This is a genomic window from Hymenobacter sp. 102, assembly GCF_049949205.1.
Classification (GTDB): domain Bacteria; phylum Bacteroidota; class Bacteroidia; order Cytophagales; family Hymenobacteraceae; genus Hymenobacter.
Genome location: NZ_CP188172.1, coordinates 3,821,368 through 3,847,024, shown reverse-complemented (window position 1 = coordinate 3,847,024; position 25,657 = coordinate 3,821,368). Strand labels below are relative to the sequence as shown.

Genomic DNA, 25,657 nt, shown 5'->3' with positions numbered 1-25,657 from the left:
GAAAGCCTGTATGCGTTACCACTCCGTCTCGACCCGCGTATCATCACCGCTTATTTTTATACTATGCACAATCCGGTAGCTCACTCACCGCTTTAGGTCAGATGACCTGGCCCCGGCCAGCAGCTGAAACTCGGCGTAGCTCCGGATGTAGTCGGCCTCGTTGTATTCGGCGGAAGCCAGCACCAGCTGAACGGCTGTCTGGGAATACTGCATCGTATGCCAGCAGCGTGGCGGAATGTATACCCCAATATCCGGCCGGTCCAGTACAAACGTCTGAATTGCCTGACCGGGCATTTCCGTAAGCACCACAATCCGGCCAGCTACGGCCAGCAGCACCTGCTCGGTACGATGGTGCGCATGCCGCCCCCGCACGATGCTCTCGGGCGTGTAGTAGGTCCAGAACACCCTTTTCACCGCAAACGGCAGAACCAGGCTACCCTCCGCCACCGAAATGCACCCGGTTTCGGGGGTTCCGATACGCGGAAAATTCACTATGTGCGGCTGGTTCCGGGCACCATCCATTCCTGACGGCATAGGCTGATTAGAGAAGCAGGAGAAGGGACTCTGTTTGTACCACGCAGGGTAGCGTAGCAAATCTACAAACTACGGCAGAAACGCGCCTGCACGCGCCTCTGCGGTCGGGTGCCGTTCTCTGGCGCACAGTTGGGTGGCACCGGCAGGCATTCTTCTATCTTTGCGGGCGTTTAACCTGTCCAACATCGTGAGTAGTACACTTGTATCTGCGCCGCCGGCCAAAAAGGCTTCCGTTACACACGCCAACAACTTTCACTTTCTGCGGCTGCTGTTTGCCACTTTTGTCATTATCACCCACAGTTACGCGCTGCTGGGGCTGCCGGAAGAGGATGTACTGTACCAACTTACGGGCGGACAGGTCAGCTTTACGTTTCTGGCCGTACCCGGCTTTATGGTGCTGAGTGGCTTGCTCATCACCAAAAGCATGATGCGCAGCAACTCACTGGTAGATTACTTCTACAAGCGGGCCCTGCGCATCTTTCCTGGGCTATGGACGGTACTTATGATCATGGCCGGGGTGTGCTTCTTCGTGAGCAACAAGAGTGCGGTGCAGTATTTCAGCCACTATACCGTGCGGGACTACGTCTTTTTCAGCGGCCTGCTACGCATGCAGTACGAAATAGACGGCGTTTTTAAGCAGCTTCCCTGGCACCTGATTAATGGCTCCCTGTGGACCATACCGGTAGAGGTATTTATGTACATCGTGCTGGCCTCTACCTGGTACATCCGCAAAAATACCCGGGCAATGCTGGTGGTGATGGTTCTGGCATTTGTGGGGTTGCTGGCTGCCCGGTTTCTGCTGTATGCCAATGCCAATCCGGCCACCGAAGCGGGCCTGGGGGTCTGGCTGCTGAAACCCTCCCAGGTAGTGCATCTGGCGCTGTATTTCGTTGGAGGAGCTATCTGGGCGCTGTTGCCGCTGCCCACGGAGCGGCGGCGCAATCTGTTGGCGGGTACGGCCTTCGTTGTCTTCTTCGGGCTGGTTCTCAGCCTGCCTCATATGGCCTGGACTTCCTACTTCCTGTTTCCGCTTATCCTGGTGCCGCTGGGGTCGTTGGCCTACCCTGGCATTTCCGCACTACCCCGGTTCGGCGACATCAGCTACGGCGTGTATCTGTGGGGCTGGCCGGTGCAGCAGTTGCTGATATATTACTTCCACCCTTCGTATCTGCAGCTGGTTGTCTTTTCCATCATCGGGGCCTACATCATGGGGTATCTTTCCTGGAAGCTGGTAGAGGAAAGAGCCCTGCGCCTGAAGCTACGACTCCCCGATGCGCCGGCAGGCCCCTTGTAAAATATATAGTGTTCCAACGTGCACCAAACGGATAAAAGAAGAGGATTCTCACCAGCGTGAGAATCCTCTTCTTTTATCCGTTTGGTGCGCCACCTAGCTAGGCTTGGCAGCGTGAGCAGGTGCAGGCCTAGAAGCTGCGGGGCGTATTGTCTACGTCACCGCTCACTACACCCGGCACGTTTTCCTTGAAGTATTCCAGCGTGCGGCGCAGACCTTCGGCACGGTCAACCTTCGGTTCCCAGCCCAGAATTTCCTTGGCCTTGCTGATATCGGGCCGGCGCTTCATGGGGTCGTTGGTGGGCAGGGGGCGGTAGTCGGGCTTGAACTCCACGCCGGTCAGGCGGGCAATTTCCTCACCGAACTCCTTGATGGTGATTTCGTCGGGGTTGCCCACGTTAACGGGCAGCGGGTAGTCCGACAGCAGCAGGCGGTAGATGCCTTCCACCAGATCGTCCACGTAGCAGAACGAGCGGGTCTGTGAGCCGTCGCCGAATACCGTCAGGTTTTCGCCGCGCAGGGCCTGGCTCAGGAACGCCGGCAATACGCGGCCATCGTTGAGGCGCATGCGCGGGCCGTAGGTATTGAAGATGCGCACAATGCGGGTTTCCAGCCCGTGGTGGGTGTGGTAGGCCATGGTAATGGCCTCCTGGAAGCGCTTGGCCTCGTCGTAGCAGCCACGCGGGCCCACGGGGTTCACGTTGCCGAAGTACTCCTCTACCTGGGGATGAATTTCCGGGTCGCCGTACACTTCCGAGGTACTGGCAATCAGCATCCGGGCACCCTTCACGCGGGCCAGACCCAGCAGATTGTGTGTACCCAGGGAGCCCACCTTCAGCGTCTGAATCGGAATTTTGAGGTAGTCGATGGGCGAAGCCGGCGAGGCAAAGTGCAGGATGTAGTCCAGCTTACCAGGCACAAACACAAACTTCGACACATCGGCGTGGTGAAACTCAAAATCCGCGTTGCCGAACAGGTGTTCGATGTTTTTCAGGTCGCCGGTAATCAGGTTATCCATGGCAATGACATGGTAGCCTTCCGCCAGAAACCGGTCGCAGAGGTGGGAGCCGAGGAAGCCGGCCCCACCCGTAATCAGAACTCGTTTTTTATCAGCCATTGTATTTCTGAGAGTTTCTAGTTGTTGGTTTCTTGTTTCTGGTGGTTGGTTCCAGCTTGTATGACGACCAAAAACCAACCACCAGAAACGAGAAACTCCTTTTTAAGCCGGCTCGTGGTGCGCGGTTTTGATACCGATACAGTGGTAGGCGTAGCCGGCCGCCTGCAATTCGGCGGCATCGTAGATGTTGCGGCCGTCGAAGATAACTTTCTGCTTGAGCAGACGGCTCATTACCTCAAAATTCGGCACGCGGAACTCGGGCCACTCCGTCACTACCAGCAGGGCATCGGCGTCAATGAGGGCCTCCATCTGGTCTTTAGCGTAGGTAACCCGGTCGCCGAGTGAGTGCTTGGCTTCCTCCATGGCTACGGGGTCGTAAGCCGTTACGGTGCAGCCATCGGCCAGAAGCTTCTCAATGATAACCAGCGAGGGAGCCTCGCGCATGTCGTCGGTTTTGGGCTTGAACGACAGGCCCCACACGGCAATTTTTTTACCGCTCAGCTCGTCGCCGAAGTGCTTCTGCACTTTGTTGTAGAGTACTTCCTTCTGGGCTTCGTTTACGCTTTCCACAGCCTGCAGCACCTGCATCTGGTAGCCGTTTTCCTGAGCGGTTTTGATGAGGGCTTTCACGTCCTTCGGGAAGCAGGAGCCGCCGTAGCCGATGCCAGGGTAGATAAACTTGGTGCCGATGCGGGCGTCGGAGCCAATGCCCTTGCGCACCATGTTCACGTCGGCCCCCATGATTTCGCACAGGTTGGCAATGTCGTTCATAAACGAAATCTTGGTAGCCAGCATAGAGTTAGCCGCATATTTCGTCATCTCCGCCGACGGAATATCCATGAAGATAATGGGGTGGCCGTTAAGCAGGAATGGCTTGTACAGGCGGCGCATTACTTCCTCCGCCCGCTCCGATGAGATGCCCACCACAATCCGGTCAGGCTTCAGGAAGTCGTCGATGGCGGCACCTTCCTTCAGGAACTCGGGATTGGAGGCCACATCGAATTCAATAGTTTCGTTACGGCGGGCCAGGGCATCTTCAATCTCCTTGCGCACTTTGGCCGCCGTGCCCACAGGCACCGTGCTCTTGGTTACAATCACGCCGTAGCTGCTCATGTTCTCGCCAATCTCGCGGGCTACGCCCAGCACGTATTTCAGGTCTGCTGAGCCATCTTCGCCAGGAGGAGTGCCCACGGCAATAAAGGCCACGTCGCAGCCCTTAATAGCGTCAGCTAACTTAGTAGAAAAGTGCAAACGGCCAGCGGCCACATTGCGGGTTACCATTTCCTCCAATCCCGGTTCGTAAATGGGCAGAATACCTTTATGGAGATTATCAATCTTACGCTGGTCGATATCGATGCAAGTTACATCAATGCCCACTTCGGCGAAACAGGTGCCAGTCACAAGGCCTACGTAGCCAGTGCCTACTACTGCAACTTTCATATGGAAAAGGTCGGTTAACTATGTGTACAAAAAACGTTTTGTACGTCCCCTGAGAATTAGCTCAGCAGGCCGTATTTGATGATGCAATAGATGGCCCAGAATCCATCTCGCCAGCCAATTTTTTTGCCTTCGGCGTAGGTGCGGCCATAGTAGCTGATGCCCACTTCGTACACGCGTACGTTGGGCACGCGGGCCATTTTCAAGGTTACTTCGGGCTCAAAGCCGAAACGCTTTTCCTCCAACCGCAGGCCCTGTACTATATCCCGTCGAAACAGTTTATAGCAGGTTTCCATATCAGTCAGATTTAGGTTGGCAAACGCGTTGCAGAGCATGGTAAGCCACTTATTACCGATGCTGTGCCAGAAGAAGAGGATCCGGTGGGGGCGCCCTCCCACAAATCGGGAACCATACACCACATCGGCCACGCCCCTTACGATCGGGCGCAGCAATACGTTGTACTCTTGTGGGTCATATTCCAAGTCAGCATCCTGAATGATAATGTAGTCGCCGGTAGCTTCCCGGATGCCGGTATGCAGCGCCGCGCCTTTGCCCTGGTTTACGGCGTGGCGGTGGTACTGAATATGCACGTCCGGGTTAGCGGCCATATACCCTCGAATGACTTCTTCTGTGTTGTCCCGGGAGCAATCATTCACCAAGATAATCTCCTTGGCAAATCCACCTATCAGTTCTACGGCTTTCACCTGGTCCAGAATCAGCTGAATGGTTGCGCCTTCGTTGTAAGCCGGAATAATGATGGAAAGCTTACGGGGGGCAATCATTTCGGAGATGAGAACAGGGGCTGGGATGAATAAACCGGATAAAACTTCGAGGCCAAGGCTACCCTAGCTCATCATCCACCGTTTCCACCACCACTGGAACACGATAAGGGCCCAGATGCGGGCGTGCACGTCGCCGGGGCTGCTGCTGAACAGCTGCTTTTTCAAGCTACGAATAGCGTCCACGTCAAATACTCCCTGAGCCTCAATGAAACTGTCGGAGAGCAGGTCGTCCTCAATCAGGGGGCGCAGCTCGCCGCGGAACCACTTCAGCAGCGGCACTTCGAAGCCGTGCTTGGGGCGCTTGTACAGCTCCTCGGGCAGCATGGGCCGGAAGGCATCCTGCACAATCTTCTTCTTCATCTTCGCGTCGATTTTGCTCGACACGGGCAGCGAGAAGGCGAAGCGCACCACGTTGGGATCCAAGAAGGGCGGGCGCACCTCCAGGGAGTTGGCCATGCTCATCAGGTCCACCTTCGTGAGCATGTCGTAGGGCAGCACCAGTTTGGTATCGGTGAGCAGCACCTCGTTCAGGTCGCCATCGGCGTGAATGTCTTCCAGAATTACGCGGCGGCGCTTTTCAGCCAGCTTCTTGCCCACTTTGCGGCGGGAGCCAGCGCTGAGTAGGCCGCGGGCATCCTTCTCCGAGGCAAACGTGGCCCAGTCCCAGTACCGGTCTTTCGGGCCGCTGAGCATGCCGCGCGAGAACCGCTGAAACTGACGGATTTTGTTGCCGAAGAACGAATTGCGGGATTTGGGTAGCACGTCCCAGAGCAGATTCAGGCCGGTTACAGCCTCGGCCTTGAAGCCGCCCTGCCGCACCTGAAATTCCCCCATGTGTTTGTTGTAGCCCGCAAACAGCTCGTCGGCCCCGTCGCCGCTCAGGGCTACAGTAGCTTTTTCGCGGGTGCGCTTGCTGAGGATATACACCGCCAGGGCCGAGGAGTCGGCGAAAGGCTCGTCGATGTAGTTCAGCACATCGAAGATGTGGTCGTACAAATCCTGGTTGGTGAGGGAGAAGACGGTGTGGTTCGTCTTGTACCGGTCGGCTACCAGCTTGGCGTACTTGGTTTCATCGAAGAACGGCTCGTCGGCAAACCCGATGCTGAACGTATTCAGGTGCTGGGTGTGGCGGGAAGCCAAGGCCACTACCACGGAGGAGTCGATGCCGCCGCTGAGGAAGGCGCCCACGGGTACATCGGCCACCAAGCGGCGGGCGGTGGCGTCGTCCAGAATATCCACCAGCTGCTTTTGCTGCTGCTCGTAGCTGAATTTGTTTTTCTCAACCCGCTTGGGGTCGTAGGGCACTTTGTACCAGCGCTTGCGCACCACCTTCTTGCCCTTAATATACATGTAGTGGCCAGGTAGCAGCTTTTTTACGCCTTTGAAGATGGTAGCCGGGCCCGGAATGTAATTCAGCTGCAGGTAATGGCTGAGCGACACGTAATCCAGCTTGCGCGGGATGCCCAGCGCCAGCAGCGACTTCATTTCCGAAGCAAACAGTAGCTTGTCCTCGTCGCGGTACACCAGCAGGGGCTTCTCCCCCATCCGGTCGCGGGCCAGGAAAATGGAGTCCTCCTCCTTATCGTAAATGGCGAAATCAAAAAAGCCGTTGAGCTTTTTAAGGAAGCCGCGGCCTTCGGCTATGTACATGTGCAGTACCACTTCCGTATCCGTCTGGGAATGAAAGCGGTGGCCGCGGGCCACCAGCTTCTGGCGCAGCTCCTTAAAGTTGAAGATTTCGCCGTTGAATACGATGGTGTAGCGGCCCGACTCGTCGGTCATGGGCTGGTTCCCATCGGCCGTAAGGTCAAGAATGGCCAGCCGCCGAAAGCCTAGCCCGCACCGCTCGTACACGAAGTGGCCCTGCGAATCGGGACCCCGACTCACGATGGCGTCAGTTGAAGCACGTAGGGAGGCCAGCGAACTGCGGCCTGCATCAGTAAAAGCGAATACTCCGGAGATTCCACACATAAGGCGCGCAAAAGTACGAACTATCAGGACTTGAGTTTTAGAAAACTACTGGCTGCCTCCCGCAACCTAAGCTCTGCTGCCCTAGTACAACTTCCATTCCCATTCCTTACTCTTCAGTTTTGCACCATGACTTTACAGGACCAATTAAGCTTGCAGCAGGAATTTGAGAAGGCCGTTACGCGCGTAGACGGCCTACCCGGCGACCGGGCCGCCGCCCACATGAACGAGTTGTACGGCTTGTATAAGCAGGCTACTGAGGGCGACCATGACACCAAACGCGACGAGGTAGGTGACGACTCGCCTGATAACCCCAACGGTCCGAGCGGTTTGTCCCAGGCTCAATGGGACGCTTGGAGCAAATACAAGGGCCTCGACCAAGACGATGCCCGTCGCCAATACGTGGCGAAAGTGAATGAGTTGGCTGGACCCGTGGCGGAAAAAGCCAACGTGATTACCGGCAACGGTCACCCAGCTACCGGCTCGCAGGTAGGCGGCGCCGATGCAGCCTCCGGCCCCAACGTGCAGAATGACGACAACACTACCACTTCGCAGCAGCCCACCACGGGTCCGGGCGTATCGCAGGGCGGTCTGCGCGGTGATATTACGGCCGGCGCACCCTACGGCGGCGAAGACAAGCTGAAAGGCGACCAAAGCTAAATCACTGATGTTGCAGCTATAGGGATGGCACAGATTCGTGCCAGCGTACTGTACTACTGCACCAGAACAGCGCAGGCTACCCAACTTGGGTAGCCTGCGCTGTTTTACTACTACGCCTCTCGTTAGCTGCTTACCCGAACGAATCTGCGTTATCCGCAAATCTGCAACATCAGTGATTTAAAAGATTTTGCCGGGGTTCATGATGCCGTTGGGGTCGAATACGCGCTTGATGCCGCGCATCAGCTCCAGGTTGGTTTCCTTGAGGGCAATGCCGATGTAGCCTTTCTGCACCAGCCCAATACCATGCTCCCCGCTGATGGTACCGCCCAACTTTACGCATAGCTCAAAAATCTCGCTGATGGGCTGCCGCAGGCCGTGGTGCCACTGCTCATCGGTCAGGTTGCCGCGGATGATGTTCACGTGCAGGTTGCCGTCGCCGGCGTGGCCATAGCACACGGAGTTAAACCCATAGCGGCGGCCGATTTCCTTGACGCCGGCCAGCAGCGTGGGCAGCTCGGCCCGGGGCACTACGGTGTCTTCTTCCTTATATACCGAGTTATAACGCACGGCATTGCCAATGTTGCGACGAATGCGCCAGAGGTCATCCTTCTGCCCGGCCGTATCGGCCAGCAGGATCTCATCAATATCGTAGCCCTCCAGCACCCCATACACCGCTTCGGCCTCCTTGTAAAGCTGGTCGAGGTCCTGGCCATCCAGCTCAATGAGCAGGTGGGCCTTGATGTCTTCGGGCAGCGTCAGCGGAATTTTCAAGTACTCCGACGACCACAGAATGGCCTCCCGTTCCATAAACTCCATACCCGAGGGAATAATACCGGCCCGGAATACCGCCGATACAGCCTCGGCCGCCTGCTCCTCCTGCCGGAAGGGCACCAGCATCAGAATGGTATGCTTGGGGAAGGGCAGCAGCCGGAATACTACTTTGGTAATGATACCCAGCGTACCTTCCGAGCCAATCATGAGCTGGGTAAGGTTGTAGCCGGTGGAGTTTTTGAGTGTGTTAGCGGCCGTCCAGATGATGTCGCCCGTGGGCAATACGACCTCCAGGTTCAGCACGTAGTCTTTCGTGGTACCGTACTTCACAGCTTTGGGGCCACCGCTGCTGTGGGCCAGGTTGCCCCCCAATGAACAGCTGCCCTTGCTGGCGGGGTCGGGCGGATAAAACAGGCCCACTTCCTTCACGGCGTTCTGAAACACCTCGTTCACCACGCCCGGCTCCACGGTGGCCTGCAAATTCCGCTCGTCGATGTGCAGGATACGGTTGAGCCGCTCCGTGCTCAGCACCACGCCCTGGTGTACCGGCAGTGCTCCCCCGGAAAGACCTGTACCCGCCCCCCGGGCCGTTACCGGAATCCGGTGCTCGTGGCACAAGCGCACAATACGGCTGATTTCCTCCGCGTTACCGGGGCGCACCACTACCTCCGGCACAAACTGCAGGTCTTCGGTATGGTCGCGGCCGTAGTCGGCATACACGTCAGCTTCAGTACCCTGGGCCGTGAGTACGTGGGCCGGTCCCACAATAGCGGCCAATTCGGTGAGTAGCGCGGGCTTCAGGAGTTGAAAGTCCATAAGAAAGATGAGGAGTGAAATGACAGCTTCGCGTATCTTTGCCCCGATGCGCGAATACGCTACGAAGGTACGGCATTCAGGGCAGTGGTCCCGGCCGCTGCTGACGGTTGTGTTGCTGAGTGTGCTGAGCTGGCTGGGGGCCTGTAGCCCCACCAGCAAGGTAAACTACCGCAACGGCCGCTACTACTCGGCCCGGGATATGGCCCGCATGAAGGCGGCGGCCCGGCGCCGCACGCCGGCCCGATCCACTGCTACGGTCAAAACCAAAACCAAGACGCCCACTGCTGCCGGCCGCAGCAAAACAGTGGTGCGGCGGCCCTTGCCCGCCAACGTACCCGCCCAGCTGGGAGCCGTCATCGAAACGGCCCGCTCCTACCAAGGTACGCCCTACAAATTTGGGGGCACCACCCGCCAGGGCATGGACTGCTCGGGGCTGCTGCACGAGTCATTTGCGGCCATTAACGTGGCTATTCCGCGCTCCAGCAACGAGCAGGCGGCGTGGGGGGAGCCCGTGCGCCCTCAAGACTTACGCCCCGGTGATTTGGTATTTTTTGGAGCCTCACCTGGCAGCGCAACAATAACGCACGTGGGCATGGTGACGGAAGCCTCGCCCGAAAGCGTACAGTTCATACACTCTTCCAGCTCATTAGGGGTTGTTGAAAATGCCTTGGAATCTGACTACTATCTGAGCAGATTCATTAAAGCTGTACGACCCAGATTGTGAATTTTCCCTTTACCTTTGCGCCGAAATCAGGTAGCCTGAGGTCGCCGGAATCATAACACTGCGGTAACGCAGTACCATGAAACAGGCCGTACTTTTGCGCCGCTTTTTCACCCCGAGTAAGCACCCCCCTTTTTTCATCAATCCCCCTTTTATGAAACGCAACCATTACGCTTCAGTGGCGCTGGTGCCCATAGCGGTTCTTGCAGCGCAGTTGAGCTGGGCGCAGGGTAGTACCACGTCGGCCATGAACGGTATTATTACCGATAAGGCTGGTGAAGGCTTGCCCGGAGCCACGGTTATTGCCGTACACACTCCTACAAACACGCAGTACGTAGCGCCCACCAACTCGGAGGGACGTTTTAACCTGCAGAACATGCGTGTGGGTGGTCCTTACACCATCCGCATCTCGTTTGTGGGCTACAAAGAGGCGGTGCGGGAAAACATTTTTCTGACCTTGGGTCAGAATTTGCGCTTGGACATTAACCTGAGCGAAGCGGAGCAGACGCTGGGTGAAGTAGTTGTAAGCGGCCGCCGCGACCCGGTTATCAACTCCGGCCGTACAGGTGCCGCTACCAACGTGCAGCGCGAGCAGATTGAGCGCCTCCCCACCCTGAGCCGTTCGTTTGACGACTTCACTCGTCTGACGCCCCAGGCTAACCGCGGGGGTCTGAGCGTAGGTGGCCGCAGTGGCCAGTCGAACAACGTAACCATTGACGGTGCTCTGTTCAACAATGCTTTCGGGTTGTCATCTACCATCGGTGGGCAGGCCAACTCGCAGCCGATTTCGCTTGATGCTATTGAGGAAATTCAGGTAAACCTGGCTCCTTACGACGTTCGTCAAGGTGCATTTACCGGTGCTGGCATTAATGCCGTTACCCGCTCGGGCACCAACAAGTTTACCGGTTCGGTATACGCCTTCCGCCGCAACGAAAACCTGGTAGGTGACCGGGTACGTGACCTGAAGCAGGCTTTTCCCGATTTCAGCCTCTGGCAGGTGGGTGCCCGCGTAGGTGGCCCTATCATCAAGGATAAGCTGTTCTTCTTTGTGAGTGCCGAAAGCGAGCGGCGCGACGATCCGGGCACGACGCTCATCGCCAACCGCCCCGGCGAAACGCCCGCACCTGGCATTGGTTCGAGCACTTCGCAGGCCTCGGCCCGTGAACTGACCCAGCTCTCCAATTTCTTGCGCGACCAGTATGGCTACGAGGCTGGTCCGTATGAGAACTACCGTCTCAATACCTACAGCGACAAAGTTTCGGCCAAGCTGGACTGGAACATCAACGCCAAAAACACCTTCAACCTCAAGTACACGTACTTGAAGTCGTACCGCGACGTACCGCCGAGCAGCTCGGGGGCACCGTCCGGAGGCCGGGGTCCCAGCAGCACCAACCTGCCCTTCCTCGCGGCTTATTACCGTATTAACAACAACCTGAACTCCTATATCGGCGAGCTGAACTCGCAGATTACCTCGCGTCTGTCCAACAACCTGCAGATCGGGTACGTGGGTATGCGTGACTTCCGCGAGAGCTCAGGGGGAATTTTCCCGCTGGTAGACATTGAGAACGGCGCTGGTCAGGCTTTCACGGCATTCGGCTATGAGCCTTTCTCGGCTAACAACGTGCTCAACACTGACACGTACCAGTTCTCCGACAACCTGACGTACTCGCTGGGCAAACACGTGCTCACAGTGGGTACTTACAACGAGGCCTACAAGTTCCGTAACGGGTTTGCGCCGAACTTCTACGGACGCTACCGCTTCTCCTCGCTGACTAACTTCTACGCTGCTGCCGGCTACACGTACGATCCGGCCACCGGTGGCCTGACTCCGCGTACTAACGGCGCAAACAACGCTGCTATCAGCGACTACGAACTCCGCTACTCAGCCCTGCCGAACCGCGAGTTCCCCTTTGCTGATATTAAAGCGGTGCAGCTGGGCTTCTTCGCCCAGGATGAATACTCCGTGCTACCGAACCTGCGCGTAACGGCTGGTATCCGGGCTGATATTCCAATTATCAACACCGACATTGCCCGCAACGAGCAGGCTGCCGGTCTCACCTTCCGCGACGGCGTGAGACTGGAAACTGATAAGGTGCAGAAAACGCGGCCGCTCTGGTCGCCGCGCCTGGGCTTTAACTGGGATGTGAACGACGACCAGAAAACCCAAGTGCGTGGTGGTACCGGCGTCTTTACCGGTCGGGTACCTTACGTGTACATCTCCAACCAAGCCTCCAACAACGGGGTACAGTTCGGCACGTACCGCAGCACCACGGTGCCTGGTGGTGGAGCGGTGGTATTCTCGCCGAATGTAGATGCTAACCTGCCCGTTAACGCGGCAGCGGCTGCCAGCTACAACCTGGCCGTAACTGATCCGAACTTCCGCTTCCCGCAGGTATGGCGTACCAACCTGGCCATTGACCAGCGCCTGCCCGGCGACATTCTGCTGACTTTGGAAGGTATCTACAGCAAGGACATCAATGGCGTGTACCACGTCAACGTGAACCTGCCCAACTCGCAGGTGCGCGCTGCGGGTGCGGATAACCGCATCCTCTACCGCAACCCGGCTGCGCTGGGTACGGCTGTTAACCGCATCAATACCAACATCACGGATGCCATCCTGATGAAGAATACCAAGAAAGGGTATTCTTACACGGCAACGGCTCAACTGCAGAAAACTTTCGACAACGGCCTGGCCGCCTCGCTGGCCTATAACTACGCCGATGCCCGCTCAGTAAACGATGGTGGCTCGATTGCCCAATCGATCTGGCGTGACCGGCAGATTTCCGGCGACCCGAACGCAGACGTGCTTAGCTACACCAACTTCCTGCAGCAGCACCGGGTAGTAGGTTCGCTCTCTTACCGCAAGGAATACCTGGGCCACTTGGCTACCACGCTCTCGCTGTTCATGGACGCTGGTCCTCAGGGCCGTGTTACCTACACTTACAACGGTGACCTGAACGGGGACGGTCAGAACAACAACGACCTGATCTACATTCCTCGCAACCAGGGTGAGATTGTACTGCGCGACATTACCGTGGCTGGTACTACCTACACGGCTGCTCAGCAGTGGTCCGACCTCGACGCCTATATCTCGCAGGACAAGTACCTCAGCAAGCGCCGGGGTGAGTATGCTGAGCGTAACGGTGGTGTGGCTCCGTGGATCAACTTCGTGGACGCCCGTATTCTGCAGGACGTATTCACGAACATTGGTAACACCAAGAACTCGCTGCAGTTCAGCTTCGACATCTTCAACGTAGGCAACCTCATTAACAAAGAGTGGGGTGTAGGTCAGAGCGCTAACCGTTCGGGTCTGCTGACTTTCTCGGATTTTGAATCCGGTACCGGCAAGCCGCGCTTCACGTACCCCTACCTGGTGAATCCCACCACGTCTAACGGTGTAACAACCCCCGGCACTCCTCTGTCGCAAACCTTCCGCTACAACACGGGCGAAGGTTCCCGCTGGCGGATGCAGGTGGGCCTGCGCTACATCTTCAACTAAGTCTCAACCACTTAGCCACCTGAAAGTGGGCTGACGATATCGTCAGCCCACTTTTTTTTGATTAATTACTTGCGAAATCGAAAAGCCGGCGTACTTTTGCCAAACCAAAACGCATCCGGCGGTTTGGTAGCCATACTACTTGGGGGATTAGCTCAGCTGGCTAGAGCGCTTGCATGGCATGCAAGAGGTCATCGGTTCGACTCCGATATTCTCCACTTTCCTACTCGTACTTGACGAGCAGTTTTTACCTAACGGGGGATTAGCTCAGCTGGCTAGAGCGCTTGCATGGCATGCAAGAGGTCATCGGTTCGACTCCGATATTCTCCACTCCCGTTATAAAAGCCTAACCTTCGGGTTGGGCTTTTTTGTTGTACTACAGGTTCAGGTTGATTTTTTCGGCTTCATCGTTGACAAACAAAAAGGCCTTCCCGACGGGAAGGCCTTTTTGTTTGTCAACGATGAAGCCGAAGCAGCTTATCGTTTTACTTCGCTGCAGCCGGAAAATCTGCCGGAATTCGTGGTTAGACAAATAAGCCCTCCACCGACAGGTACCGCTCCCCGGTATCGTAGCAGAAGGTGAGTACCCGACCGTTCTGGGGAACTTCGTCCAGCTTTTTAGCTACGGCTGCTAATGAGGCTCCAGAGGATACGCCCATGAAGATGCCTTCTTCGCGGGCGGCACGGCGGGCCATATCGAAAGCTTCCTGCTGGCTGATCTGAATGGTACCGTCCAGCACGTTCTGGTGCAGGTTGGCGGGGATGAAACCAGCGCCGATACCCTGGATGGGGTGCGGGCCGGGGGCTCCACCACTGATAACGGGCGAGAGTTCCGGCTCCACGGCAAACACCTTCATATCGGGAAATTTCGGCTTCAGTACCTCAGCTACGCCGGTAAGGTGGCCGCCGGTGCCCACGCCGGTAATGTAGAAATCAAATCCTTCAGGCACATCCTGCAGAATTTCTTGGGCGGTGGTTTCCTGGTGTACTTTAATGTTGGCGGGATTTTCGAACTGCATAGGCATCCAGGCCCCGGGCGTGTTCTGTACCAGCTCATGAGCTTTTTCAATGGCGCCTTTCATGCCCTTTTCGCGGGGTGTGAGCTCCAGGTTGGCTCCGTAAGCCGCCATCAGCCGACGACGCTCAATGCTCATGCTCTCGGGCATGACCAGCGTGAGCTTATAGCCCTTCACGGCAGCCACCATTGCCAAGCCCACGCCGGTGTTGCCGGAGGTAGGCTCCACAATGGTGCTGTCGGGCGTGAGCGTGCCGTCCTGCTCGGCCTGCTCAATCATGCTCAGGGCAATGCGGTCTTTGATGCTGCCACCGGGGTTGGCCCGTTCCAGCTTCACCCACACTTCCACATCGGGACGGTGGGCAAACAGTTTGGTAAGGCGCAAAAGCGGCGTATTGCCGATGGTGTCGAGAATGGAATTGGCTTTCATTTCTGGGAACTAAGACTAGGAGAAGTAAGACTTGAGACTAGTGGCTGAACAGGAGCGACAGGCTAGGATGGTGCTGTTTGAAGCAGATTCCGGACTTCAGCATCCCAGGACTAGATAGAGAAAACTATGTCTTCGGCAGGGTCCTGAGAGCGGGTAACGTGAATCTGGGCCTGATGGTAGACCCGGGAGTGCGAGGGCACGCTCTCCGTCAGCCACACGTTGCCCCCGATGATGCTATGACTGCCTACGGTGGTATTACCGCCCAAAATAGTAGCCCCGGCGTAAATCACCACATGGTCTTCAATAGTGGGGTGGCGCTTGATACCCTGCAGCTGCTTGGCCACGCTGAGCGCCCCCAGCGTAACGCCCTGAAAGATCTTCACCCCGGCCCCGATAACGCAGGTTTCGCCGATAACCAGCCCCGTGCCATGGTCGATGCAGAACGAGGGGCCAATTTGTGCTCCGGGGTGAATATCAATGCCGGTGCGCTGGTGGGCATACTCACTGAGCAGGCGCGGTACCCGGGGCACCCCGCGCAGGTGCAGACCGTGGGCGAAACGGTGCATGGCAATGGCATAGAAGCCCGGATACGTGCTGATGACTTCGGCCAGGCCCTGGGCGGCGGGGTCGGCGGCCACAATAGCAGCGGCATCCAGCAGCAGCGTATCGCGCAGAAACGGTAGGGAGGCCAGCAGAGCGGCCGCCAGTTGCGGGGCAGGCTGGGCCGTTGGAACCACGCGCAGCAACTCAGCCAGATCATCCTGCAAAAGCCGCAACGTGGCCGCAATAGCATCGGCGTCGCGCAGGGGGCGGGCGGCCCGCTCCGGAAAAAGAACTTCCAGCAGCTGGTCGGCCAGCTGGCAGAACGCCGCGGCTGGCAGCGGTACGGCCGTGTGCTGATGCGACTGGGCCAGTGAGTTTAAAAAGTCAGAGTCGTACATGGTGGCGTAACCGGGCGCGCGGCAGCAGACCAAAGAAAAGCAAAAAACCAGCGGGCTGCCACGGCCTTTTTTAACCTACCCGCCCCCGGAAGGTTTGGGGCTCCGCCGAAACAACCTCTTCCCGCCGCCCTGCGTTAGCCCTGCTATACGTTCCGTTCACCTCTTTTATCCGCGCAGTACCATGGCTGATACCACCATCACCAAGATAGATTCCCGTACCTCCCCCACCGGCTCAGAGGGAGAAAAATACCTGGCCTCCGGTAAAAACGTGGCCATGCGCCTCTGGGAAAACGAGCAGCCCGGTGAGCCGAAAGAACCTTCAGCCCGCCCCTACGAAACGGTGGGCTACGTGCTGAAAGGCCGCGCCGAACTGCACATAGAAGGCCAGATGGTAGTGTTGGAGCAAGGCAACTCCTGGGTAGTACCCAAAGGAGCCTCCCACACCTACAAGATTCTGGAGACCTTTTCGGCCGTGGAAGCTACCACGCCGCCTGCCCAGGCCCACGGCCGCGACGAGGAATAACTCAATTGTCGGCTACCCACTGGAAGTACAAGCTCCGGGTAGTTTGCGTGCGTCTGATAACGCCACGCAAACCGTCCGGAGCTTGGTTTCTAACCGAATTGCCGTCACTATTTCACCAGCTCCACCTTATCAATCCGTTCCCCAATTTCTAAGCGGCTGACTACGTCCATACCCTGCACTACTTGGGCGAAGATGGTGTAGCGGCCGTCGAGGTGGGGCGTGGGGGCGTGGGTGATGAACCACTGGCAGCTTTCGGTATCCTTGCCGGCCGAGGCCAAACCGACAGTTCCTTCACCGTAGCGCAGGTCGGCAAACTCGGAGCGCAGATTGTAGTCGGAGCTGCCCCAACCGTCGCCGCGGGGGCAGCCACCCTGGGCCACAAAGTTGGGCACTACCCGGTGGAAGTTCTTGCCATTGTAGAAGCCCTGACGGATGAGAGCCACAAAGCTGGCTACCGAGCTAGGCGCCTGCTCTACCAATAGCCGCATCACCACGTCACCCTTGCTGGTGTGCACCACGGCCCGCTGCCCGGCCGGAATGGTAGTCACCAATCCCCAATCAATGGGGTGGGTGGCGGCCTGCGCAACGGGCGTGGGCGTAGCGGGCCGCTGCTGCACATAATCGATGGTTTGCTGTAAGGATTGCCAGGCTTCCAGGTCGCGGGGCAGGGTCAGCCGGTCACGGGCCTGCACCAGAAAATCAGGGTTGGGCAGCAGCCGACGCATATCCAGCTTGGGGTCCCGGATGGCCTCGGCGGCCGTGCCCATCATGGCCACGTCGCCGCTGAGCACGCCCTGACGCAGAGCCAGCGCCACCTCGGGGTAACGAGCCGAAGGAAAATCGGCCTGACGGCGCAGGGCGACCAGGGCCTCCATGCCATAGGTACCAATTACCACCGGATGACCGGGCGCAAAGGTTACCTGCCGCACGAAATCAAAGGCGGCGGGGTCTTCGCTCAGGGCTTTCAACAAATAGCCTTTCTCGTACACACTCGTAGTCGCCGCGTACCGCTCCTCAATGGCCCGGCGAATGGCGGCCCGTTCGGAGTCCGGCTGGCGCAGGGCGGCGGCCAGCAGCGTGGCCCGTACCCGCCATTGGGGCAGACGGTTGGCCTTTTCCAGAAACAGCGTACCGGGCTCATCGGCGGCGTTAGCCAGAAAAAACTCGGCGGCGGTAAGGGCTACCTGAGCATTTTCATCGGTGAGGGCGGCCCACGCAGCCTCTTTCACAGGGGCGTACATAGCCTTGTTCATGGCCCGTAAGGCACTCACCCGCACCCGGTAATCAGCGTCGCGGCGGGCCAGCGTGGCCAGGGTGGCCGGCACGGCGGGGGCAGCGGCGGCTTTACCGAGGGCGGCAGCGGCCCCGCTGCGCACGGCGTAGTCGGTATCCTGTTGCGCGGCGGTGCTGATATCGGCGGCAAACGGAGCCAAGTTCAGGCCCCGGGTACGGGCCAGCGCATTAGCCGCCGCCAGCCGGGCGCTGGTCGGGTTGCTGCGGCCCAGCAGCTGTACCAGCCGCTTCACGGCTGCTTCGGAGGTGAGGCCGCGCAGGCCGGCCCGGTACAGGGCCCAGGCCTGGCCGCTGAGCGTGGCGGTGTCGGCGGGCAGGTTGGCCGGGAGCCTGGTGAGTAGCGCAAACGTGCCGCGGGAGGTGCAGCGGCCCAGCGCTTCCAGCTCGTAGCGGCGCACTGTTGGGTTAGCCTCCTCCACTACCATTCGCCACAGCGTGGTTTCGGCCGTGGAGTCGGCGGTTTGGCCCAGGGCGTAGGCGGCCTGGCGGCGCACCATCCAGTCGGTATCTTTCAGGGCATCCAGCAACTGAGGCGTGGCGATTTTATCCTGCACGGAGGCCAGGGCTTCGGCGGCAGCGCGGCGGTAGCGCGCCTCGGCGTGGCTCAGGTACGGCAGCAGCCCGGTGGTACGGCGCGCATCCTGCAGGGTAGCAATGCGCCGGAAAGTGCTGTCGGTAGCGAAACGATTGACGGCGGCCGGAGCGGAAGTGGCGGAAGGATGCGGGGCGCAGGCCTGGAGCAATGCCCAGCCGGTGGCAGCCAGGCTGGCGGCAAGGCGGTACGTGGAAGAGTGGCTCATGGGTGCCCTAAGGTAAATACTCTGCCCACGAAGGCAACGCTTCCCCCACAAAACCCATCTATCCGGGCGTACGCCCTCGGCTGATAAAATGAGGCGGGGGCCGCCAGAAGGAAACGTAGTTTATCCGTGCATATTTACAGCAGCATCCCTCCTTCCATGTTCCGCGCGCTTTTTTGCTGGCTGTTGTTTCTGCTACTGCTCCTGGCAGCCCAGCCCGGCTATTGCCAACACAAGCCGACTGCCCCACCTGCTCGCAAAGTGCTTACCGTGCGCCTAACGCTGCCCACGGTGGTAGGCAAAGTGGGCGAAATGGCCGGTTGGATTCCCCGCGCCGCACCCAACGAGAAAAATAGTCCTACCCGAAACCCCGTGGTAACGCTGGCCGTGCCCCTGCCCCGCTTCCTGAGCAGCACCGATCCGGCTCCGCGTCAGCCGTAATTACCTTATACTTACCCAAGCTCCCGTTTTTCCCGCTTTCTCCGAAATCTTCAGTTGAATGGACGTCAACGCCTCTGTGCTTTTCACAATGGTCATTGCGGCCTTGGTAGTGCGCAGTCTCCGCCAGTTTCTGGATTTACCCACGCGCTTTCCCCGGCTCAATGCCCTGCTGAATTATTTCTGGCTGCCTGGGGTGGTGCTCTACGCGTTTTCCTTACTGATTCACTGGAAAACCGACCGACTCGACGAGTTGTACATGCTGTTTGTGCTGGCCGTGGTGGTACTGGTGCTGCTGCGGAGCCAGGCGTACCGCCCAGCCCGCACGTTGCTGCTGGCAGTGGCGCCGTTTGTGCTCTACTCTGTTATTGAGCTGGTCGCCGCCGGGCTCAGCAGCTGGTTAATCAAGGAGTACGATGATGCCTTCGACACGTCCAAGGTATTTGCCATTATCTGGCTCATCACCTTCGTATTCATTGCCCGCAATCAGAAAAAGCACCTGGAGGCGGAGCGGGTGGTGCGGGAGGCAGAGGAAAAGGAAAAACGCGCCATTGCCGCCCAAAACGCCGAGCTGGAACGGCTGGTAGCCGAGCGGACATCCTCCCTGACCCAACAAACCGAGGAGCTGCAGCACGCGCTGGAGGAGCTGAAAACCACCCAGGCCCAACTGATTCAGGCCGAAAAAATGGCCAGTCTGGGCGAGCTGACGGCCGGTATTGCCCATGAAATTCAGAACCCGCTCAACTTCGTGACCAACTTCTCCGATGTATCGGCCGAGCTGGTGCAGGAGCTGGAAGAGGAGCAGCAGCGCCCCGAGCGGGACCATGAGCTGGAAGCGGAGCTATTGGCGGATCTGCGCCAGAACCTGCAGAAAATTACCCACCACGGGCAGCGGGCGGCCAGCATTGTGCGGGGCATGCTGGAGCACAGCCGCGCCAGCACCGGGGAGCGGCAACCCACCGACCTCAATACCCTGGCCGACGAGTACCTGCGCCTGGCTTACCACGGCCTGCGGGCCAAGGATAAAACCTTCAACGCCACCCTTAACACCCACTTCGACCCTACTCTGGTGAAAGTGGATGCCGTGGCCCAGGATTTGGGCCGGGTGCTGCTGAACCTGTTTACCAACGCCTTCTACGCCGTGCAGAAGCGCAAAGAAGCCAGCCCCGCCAATTTTGCGCCCACCGTGAGCGTAACCACCCGCCAGCTGCCCACCGGCGACGTGGAAGTGCGGGTACGCGACAACGGAACCGGCATTCCGGCCAGTGTGCGCCAGAAAATCTTCCAGCCCTTCTTTACCACCAAGCCCACCGGCGAGGGCACCGGCCTGGGCCTCTCGCTCAGCTACGACATCGTAACCAAAGCCCACGGCGGCACGCTGGAGGTAGAATCGGAAGAAGGCCAGGGCACGGAGTTCATTATTACGTTGCCAGCCTAAAAAGGCCATTGGCTGGTAGTTTCTGTTAGTTTTGCTGTTGATGAAGATCTTAGTTGTTGATGACGAACAAGACGTGCGGACGCTGTTTGAGCAGCGGTTCCGGCGCGAAATCCGGAGTGGCGTATTCACGTTTTCGTTTGCGTATTCCGGTGAGGAAGCGTTGGAGTATCTGCACGGGCACGCCTCGGAGGTCGTACTGATTCTGAGCGACATTAACATGCCCGGCATGAGCGGGCTGGAGCTGCTGCGCCACATCCGGCAGGAGTACGGGGCCCCGCCGCCCACCCCGCCCCAGGTAATGATGATTACCGCCTACGGCGACGAGGCCAGTCGTCAGCAGGCCCTGGAGCTGGGGGCCAACGACTTCCTGGCGAAACCCGTAGATTTTGCCGCCCTCAAGGAAAAACTGCTGCACCTCACCGAGCATGAAAACTAAGATTCTGGTAGTGGATGATGAGGCGGACCTGGAGCTGCTCATCAAACAGAAATTCCGGCGCAAAATCCGGGAGAGTGTGTACGAGTTTGTGTTTGCCAGCAACGGCCAGGAGGCCCTGAACACCCTGCAGCAACACCCCGACCTCGACATCATCCTCTCCGACATCAACATGCCGGTGATGGACGGCCTCACCCTGCTCAGCAAGCTGCAGGAGGCCAACCCGGTGCTGAAGACGGTGATGGTATCGGCCTACGGGGATATGCAGAACATCCGCACGGCCATGAACCGGGGCGCGTTTGACTTCGTGACCAAGCCCGTGGATTTCCAGGATCTGGAAACGACCATGGATAAAACCGCCCAGCACGTGCAGCAACTGCGCGAAACCCTGCGGGCCATCCAGGAAAACAACATCCTGCGCATGTACGTGGATGAAACCGTGCTGAAGTTCGTGGAACGCCCCGAGTTTCAGAACACGCTCATGGCCTCCGAAACGGTGGAAGCCACGGTGGTCTTCATCGACATCTGCGGGTTCACCAGCCTCTCGGAGGTACTGCCGCCCGCCGACATTGTGACGATGCTGAACCGCTACTTCGACCAGATGGTGCAGGAAGTTATTGCCCAGGGCGGCTACATCGATAAGTTTATGGGCGACGCCGTGATGGCCGTGTTCCGGGGCGAGTACCACCTCGACCGGGCGATTGATGCGGCCCTGGCCGTGCGCCAAGTGGTACAGGCCAACAACGATATACTGCCCGACGGCCGCCCCTACCAGCCGGAGGTTAGCATCGGTATCAACACCGGCGAAATGGTATCGGGCAACATCGGCTCGGCCTCGCTCAAGCGCCTCGACTACACCGTTATTGGCGACAACGTGAACGTGAGCCAGCGCCTGCAATCCGTAGCTCAACCCGGCCAGATTATCATCACCGAATCCACCTACGAGCGGGTGAAAGAGTCGTTCCAGTGCCGCCCGCTGCGCGAGGTAACGCTCAAGAACAAGTCGCAGCCGGTGATGATTTACGAGGTGGTGGCGTAGCAACGCATTACTACTTTGTCATTGCGAGGCCGAAGGCCGAAGCACCCGAAGGACAGCGCAGCTAATCCTTCCTTCTCGCAGTACCAAGCCCTGGAATACTCAAAATCCCCTGACGCTAGCACTGGCGTCAGGGGATTTCTGCTTTTCTGGGTTTCGCGCTCTGCAAAGGAAGGATTAGCTGCGCTGTCCTTCGGGTGCTTCGTGCTGCTCGCAATGACGGGCTTACTTCACCATCTCATTCTGGCGGCGGAGGCGCTGGCAGAGCACGCGCAGGATGTTGCGCAGCACCTCGGGGCGCTCCTCCATCACGTCGTAGAAGTCGTCCTGATCGAGGCGGAAGGCTAGTACGGGCGTTTGGGCCACGGCCGTGGCCGAGCGGGGCTCCGCATCCAGCAGGGCCAGCTCGCCGAAAAAGTCGCCCGCCCGGAAGGTGGCCAGCTGCTGGCTGCCGTTGAAGATGCCGACTTCGCCCTCGTACACCACAAACAGGGAAGCACCCAGGTCGCCTTTGGCAAAAATCTGCTCCTCGGGGCTGAATTTCACTTCCTGCATGATGGGCACGATGCTGCTGAGCACGTTGGCCGGGGTGGCCGCAAACAGGGCCGTGTGTTGCAGCAGGGCCACCCGGTCGGCGGCGGAAAGGTGCGCGGCGGCGGTGGAATGATGCATAAGCAAATCGGGTAACTCGGGATGATGAGAAAGGGCGGCCTGGTACGCCACTGGGTACGCGGCCGCCCACTGGGCAAGGCCAGCCCACGCGGCCTCCCGTACCAGCGGACTGGCGCTGGCCGCGTGGGGCCGCAACAATTCAAACCCTCCTACGGCGGGCTGCCACTGCCGTAGCGCCAGACTCAGCGTCCAGTCAGAAAACACGGTTTCGCCGTGCTCAGCTACCAGGGCCAGAATGGGCGCGGGTGCCGGGGCTGCAGGCAGCAGCCGGTCGAACACGCGGGCTTTTTCGGCGGCGGGGCGCAGCTCCAGCAGGGTTTGCAGGGCCTGGTACACCGGCCGGGCAATCAGGTTATCCAGGATTTCGAGGGCGTTGGCCTGCCGCTCCCGGGCGGCATGCGTCACGCTGCGCTGGGCATCGGCAATGGCCTGGGGCGGGTAGAGCTGCAGCAGCAAGCCAAACAGCCGCTGCTCTAAGCGGTGCAGCTCGTAGGCCAGGGCATCGCGCAGGGGCTGGTCGTCGGACGCGGCTTTGCCGTGCAGCAGTTGCCGGGCCAGTAGCAGTTCCTGCTGCAGTAGTGCCTGGAACACGGGGGCATCGGTGGGCTCGGGAGCGAAGTTGCGCAGGGCCCGCAGGGCAGCTTCGCGGTGGGTCAGCTCCGGCCGCTGAGCCAAGGCAACCAGCGCAGCTCGGCTGGCGGGTTGCGGCACGTGACCCAGCAGCTGGGCCACGCGGCGTACCTGGGGCTCGTCGGTTGCAGCGGCCAGCGCCTGCACCAGAGCTGGCACGGCCGCTATTCCCAGTTGCCGGAGCTGGGCGGCGGCATCGGGCCGTGTTGCTTTATCTCGCAGGGCTTCTACCAGCGTCGGAATATCCTGGTTGGCGGCCGCAGCATGGCCGTTGTGCGTGAGAGTAGCTGGCACCTCATCCGTAGCAAATCGGCGGCTTACGGCGTGCTGTAGCTCCCCCAGATACTGACCGTAGGTTCGGTAGAGCAGTAGCAGAGCGCCAGCCATCAGCAGGGTCATCCAGCCAAACGCAAACCCGGTACCCAACTCTGGCATCAGGTGAGGCAGCGCGAGCAGTACCCCGGCCAGGCCCATGCCCAGCGGCTCGTACAGGCCTTTCGCCAGGGTGTGGGCCTGCAGCCGCTCGGGGGCCGGCAGGGGCTGAAACAATACCAGGAATACGGGGTCGAAGAAGGCGCGACGCAGCACTTCCAGCGTCAGAAACAGGGCGCAGAAGTAGAGCATGAGTCCGGCGGCACTCCAGGAAGCGTTGAGCACATACGCCGCCAAACCAGCCACAACCAGGCCCGGCAGGGCCAGCAGTACCGGCCGCACCCCGGCCCGGTCCAGCACCTTGCCCGTTACCAGCAGTTTCACCAGCAACGCTACCAGATAGGTAATGGCCAGCACGGTGCTCACGTAGCGCATCACCACCGACTGGTCGTGGAAGCGGTGCTTCACATTCACAAAAAATGTGTACTCGATGCCCGTGGTAACGGCGGCAATGGCCAGCATGCTCAGGCACATCGTCAGTACCAGGCGGCTGCTGCCAAACCACCGCTGCAACGGGGCCGCCACGGCTTCGGTGCGGGCGGCGCGGGCCCGGGAATGGGCTTCCACCACGTGCTCCCGGCCGGTAGTGCGCAGTACCAGCAAAGCGCCCACGTACGCCCCGAAAGCCAGCAGCAGCAGCCACAGCAGCTCGGTGTGGTGATGAATGAGCAGGGCCAGCACGGCGCCCAGGGCCTTGGCCGGCATATCGCCGGAGCTGATGACGCTGAACAGCCGCCGCCCCTGCCGCACATCAAATACCACCGCCGATACGCCCCAGAACTCCAAGTTGGTGAGCAGGTAAATAACGCGGTAGCCCGTCATGATGGCCACGGCCGCGGCCACCGAATGGCCCACCGCCACCAGCACGCCCAGCACGGCCATCAGGACCACCACCGCCAGCAGCACCCGCACCGCCACGCGCTGCAGGCCCAGGTGGTGCTCGAAATGCTCGTAGATGCGGCCCGCCCCCATCATGGCCAAAGCCGCCACGCCGTAGGCCAGCGGCAGGTTGCGCTCGGGCTGGTTTTCGAGCAGAATCACGTTGGCGGCCACGTACACCAGAATGGTGCCGATACCGAGCAGAAAATTGTGCAGAAAGAATAGCCCGACCGTACGGCCTTCCTCCGGACGGATGCCCAGCAACTGTTGCCAACGTGCGCGCAAGGTCATGGGGGGGTAATGAGGGAATAGGATGATGGGGGGGCGGTGGTGAATTACGACAGGTGCTAAGAAAAGAAATTGAGAAAGGCGGCCGGTGCCGCTACCTTCTCCATCACTTCATTTCCCCATCATTTCATCACTACTTCGCCGCAAGATAGGAGCCTTCGGGCGGGTTACTGCCGATTTTTTGCGCTATTTACGGCCTCTACGCTCAGCCTGCCACCACATGGACTGCCTCCGCGCCGAAGCTTACATCCTCTCTCAACTTCGTCAGCACCTCTCGCCTACTCTCTATTACCACGGCCTGCACCACACGCTGGATGTAGTGGAGCAGGCCCTTTCCCTGGCGCAAGCGGCGGGCGTTACCGATGAGGAACAGGTAACGCTGCTGCGCACCGCCGCGCTGTACCACGACTCCGGCTTTCTGACTACCTACCAAGGCCACGAAGCCGCTGGCTGCGCCCTAGCCCGGCGGGTTCTCCCCGATTTTGGCTATCAGCCGGCTCAGATTGCGCTGATTGAGCAGCTGATTATGGCCACGCGCATGCCCCAAACGCCCGGCACGCTGCCCTTGGCGCGCATCCTCTGCGACGCCGACCTGGACTACCTGGGCCGCCCCGATTTCTGGCCCATCAGTCAGTCGCTCTACGATGAGCTGGCCGCCCGCGGTATGGTAAGCGACAAAACCGCCTGGCTGCAGCTCCAGGTTGATTTCCTGAGCAGCCACCGCTACTGGACAACTACCGCCACCGCCCGCCGCGAAGCCCAGAAACAAGCCCGCTTGGCTGAGGTACAGCAGCAGTTGGCGGCCCTGTAGAAACGAGC

General features: G+C 59.2%; 20 protein-coding genes and 2 tRNA genes. 12 read left to right on the top strand and 10 right to left on the bottom strand.

Features of this window, described 5'->3' with window-relative positions; all coding sequences use genetic code 11:
• Positions 1–84: 84 nt before the first annotated feature.
• On the bottom strand, positions 85–492 hold the full coding sequence (locus ACN19L_RS16535; protein ID WP_426490572.1) for a sugar 3,4-ketoisomerase: 408 nt from the start codon (positions 490–492) through the stop codon (positions 85–87).
• 229 nt (positions 493–721) lie between these two features.
• Here ACN19L_RS16535 and ACN19L_RS16530 point away from each other — a divergent pair, with 229 nt between their 5' ends.
• The gene (locus ACN19L_RS16530; RefSeq protein ID WP_426490571.1) at positions 722–1,828 is read left to right on the top strand and encodes an acyltransferase family protein; all 1,107 of its coding nucleotides are present in this window, start codon (positions 722–724) and stop codon (positions 1,826–1,828) included.
• A gap of 127 nt (positions 1,829–1,955) precedes the next feature.
• Here the strand turns inward: ACN19L_RS16530 and ACN19L_RS16525 are convergent, their stop codons facing one another.
• The 4 genes from ACN19L_RS16525 to asnB all read right to left on the bottom strand — a co-directional run bounded on the left by ACN19L_RS16525 (position 1,956) and on the right by asnB (position 7,132).
• A complete protein-coding gene (locus tag ACN19L_RS16525; RefSeq protein ID WP_426490570.1) occupies positions 1,956–2,942 on the bottom strand; it encodes a UDP-glucuronic acid decarboxylase family protein in 987 nt (328 codons plus the stop codon).
• Between the two features lie 102 nt (positions 2,943–3,044).
• Entirely contained in the window at positions 3,045–4,382 is a 1,338-nt protein-coding gene (locus ACN19L_RS16520) for a UDP-glucose dehydrogenase family protein (RefSeq protein WP_426490569.1), read from the bottom strand.
• 56 nt (positions 4,383–4,438) lie between these two features.
• The gene (locus ACN19L_RS16515; protein WP_426490568.1) at positions 4,439–5,161 is read right to left on the bottom strand and encodes a glycosyltransferase family 2 protein; all 723 of its coding nucleotides are present in this window, start codon (positions 5,159–5,161) and stop codon (positions 4,439–4,441) included.
• A gap of 63 nt (positions 5,162–5,224) precedes the next feature.
• Entirely contained in the window at positions 5,225–7,132 is a 1,908-nt protein-coding gene (gene asnB / locus ACN19L_RS16510; RefSeq protein ID WP_426490567.1) for an asparagine synthase (glutamine-hydrolyzing), read from the bottom strand.
• 126 nt (positions 7,133–7,258) lie between these two features.
• On the opposite strand from asnB, the gene ACN19L_RS16505 reads away from it, so the two are divergent.
• Positions 7,259–7,789: an acyl-CoA-binding protein gene (locus tag ACN19L_RS16505; RefSeq protein WP_426490566.1), complete on the top strand. Its 531-nt coding sequence runs from the start codon at positions 7,259–7,261 to the stop codon at positions 7,787–7,789.
• Between the two features lie 177 nt (positions 7,790–7,966).
• On the opposite strand, the gene ACN19L_RS16500 is transcribed toward ACN19L_RS16505, so the two are convergent.
• Positions 7,967–9,376, bottom strand: coding sequence for an FAD-binding oxidoreductase (locus ACN19L_RS16500; RefSeq protein WP_426490565.1), 1,410 nt, complete (start codon positions 9,374–9,376; stop codon positions 7,967–7,969).
• A 46-nt stretch (positions 9,377–9,422) separates the two neighbouring features.
• Between ACN19L_RS16500 and ACN19L_RS16495 the strand changes: the two genes are divergently transcribed.
• The 4 genes from ACN19L_RS16495 (at position 9,423) to ACN19L_RS16480 (ending at position 13,923) form a co-directional block, all read left to right on the top strand.
• The gene (locus ACN19L_RS16495; RefSeq protein ID WP_426490564.1) at positions 9,423–10,100 is read left to right on the top strand and encodes a C40 family peptidase; all 678 of its coding nucleotides are present in this window, start codon (positions 9,423–9,425) and stop codon (positions 10,098–10,100) included.
• Between the two features lie 151 nt (positions 10,101–10,251).
• Positions 10,252–13,596 (top strand): TonB-dependent receptor, encoded by a 3,345-nt coding sequence (locus tag ACN19L_RS16490; protein WP_426490563.1) that lies wholly within the window; start codon positions 10,252–10,254, stop codon positions 13,594–13,596.
• A gap of 141 nt (positions 13,597–13,737) precedes the next feature.
• Positions 13,738–13,811 (top strand) — tRNA-Ala (locus tag ACN19L_RS16485).
• 38 nt (positions 13,812–13,849) lie between these two features.
• Positions 13,850–13,923 (top strand) — tRNA-Ala (locus tag ACN19L_RS16480).
• 194 nt (positions 13,924–14,117) lie between these two features.
• Here ACN19L_RS16480 and cysK read toward each other — a convergent pair.
• Together cysK and ACN19L_RS16470 are read right to left on the bottom strand one after the other, a co-directional pair.
• Complete coding sequence (gene cysK, locus ACN19L_RS16475; protein ID WP_426490562.1) at positions 14,118–15,038, bottom strand: cysteine synthase A; 921 nt, start codon at positions 15,036–15,038, stop codon at positions 14,118–14,120.
• 110 nt (positions 15,039–15,148) lie between these two features.
• Complete coding sequence (locus ACN19L_RS16470) at positions 15,149–15,979, bottom strand: serine O-acetyltransferase (protein ID WP_426490561.1); 831 nt, start codon at positions 15,977–15,979, stop codon at positions 15,149–15,151.
• A gap of 181 nt (positions 15,980–16,160) precedes the next feature.
• Between ACN19L_RS16470 and ACN19L_RS16465 the strand changes: the two genes are divergently transcribed.
• Positions 16,161–16,502, top strand: coding sequence for a cupin domain-containing protein (locus tag ACN19L_RS16465; RefSeq protein WP_426490560.1), 342 nt, complete (start codon positions 16,161–16,163; stop codon positions 16,500–16,502).
• Positions 16,503–16,609: 107 nt separating this feature from the next.
• On the opposite strand, the gene ACN19L_RS16460 is transcribed toward ACN19L_RS16465, so the two are convergent.
• On the bottom strand, positions 16,610–18,595 hold the full coding sequence (locus ACN19L_RS16460) for a peptidylprolyl isomerase (protein WP_426490559.1): 1,986 nt from the start codon (positions 18,593–18,595) through the stop codon (positions 16,610–16,612).
• 156 nt (positions 18,596–18,751) lie between these two features.
• Between ACN19L_RS16460 and ACN19L_RS16455 the strand changes: the two genes are divergently transcribed.
• From ACN19L_RS16455 to ACN19L_RS16440, 4 genes are all read left to right on the top strand, one after another.
• Complete coding sequence (locus ACN19L_RS16455) at positions 18,752–19,033, top strand: hypothetical protein (protein ID WP_426490558.1); 282 nt, start codon at positions 18,752–18,754, stop codon at positions 19,031–19,033.
• An 88-nt stretch (positions 19,034–19,121) separates the two neighbouring features.
• Entirely contained in the window at positions 19,122–20,468 is a 1,347-nt protein-coding gene (locus ACN19L_RS16450) for a sensor histidine kinase (RefSeq protein WP_426490557.1), read from the top strand.
• A 40-nt stretch (positions 20,469–20,508) separates the two neighbouring features.
• The gene (locus ACN19L_RS16445; RefSeq protein WP_426490556.1) at positions 20,509–20,904 is read left to right on the top strand and encodes a response regulator; all 396 of its coding nucleotides are present in this window, start codon (positions 20,509–20,511) and stop codon (positions 20,902–20,904) included.
• The gene (locus tag ACN19L_RS16440; RefSeq protein ID WP_426490555.1) at positions 20,894–21,940 is read left to right on the top strand and encodes an adenylate/guanylate cyclase domain-containing protein; all 1,047 of its coding nucleotides are present in this window, start codon (positions 20,894–20,896) and stop codon (positions 21,938–21,940) included. Before ACN19L_RS16445 ends, ACN19L_RS16440 begins: the two co-directional genes overlap by 11 nt.
• 222 nt (positions 21,941–22,162) lie before the next feature.
• On the opposite strand, the gene ACN19L_RS16435 is transcribed toward ACN19L_RS16440, so the two are convergent.
• Positions 22,163–24,841, bottom strand: a complete 2,679-nt coding sequence (locus ACN19L_RS16435; protein ID WP_426490554.1) for a cyclic nucleotide-binding domain-containing protein — start codon at positions 24,839–24,841, stop codon at positions 22,163–22,165.
• A 217-nt stretch (positions 24,842–25,058) separates the two neighbouring features.
• On the opposite strand from ACN19L_RS16435, the gene ACN19L_RS16430 reads away from it, so the two are divergent.
• Positions 25,059–25,649 (top strand): HD domain-containing protein, encoded by a 591-nt coding sequence (locus ACN19L_RS16430; RefSeq protein ID WP_426490553.1) that lies wholly within the window; start codon positions 25,059–25,061, stop codon positions 25,647–25,649.
• The last annotated feature ends 8 nt before the right edge of the window (positions 25,650–25,657 follow it).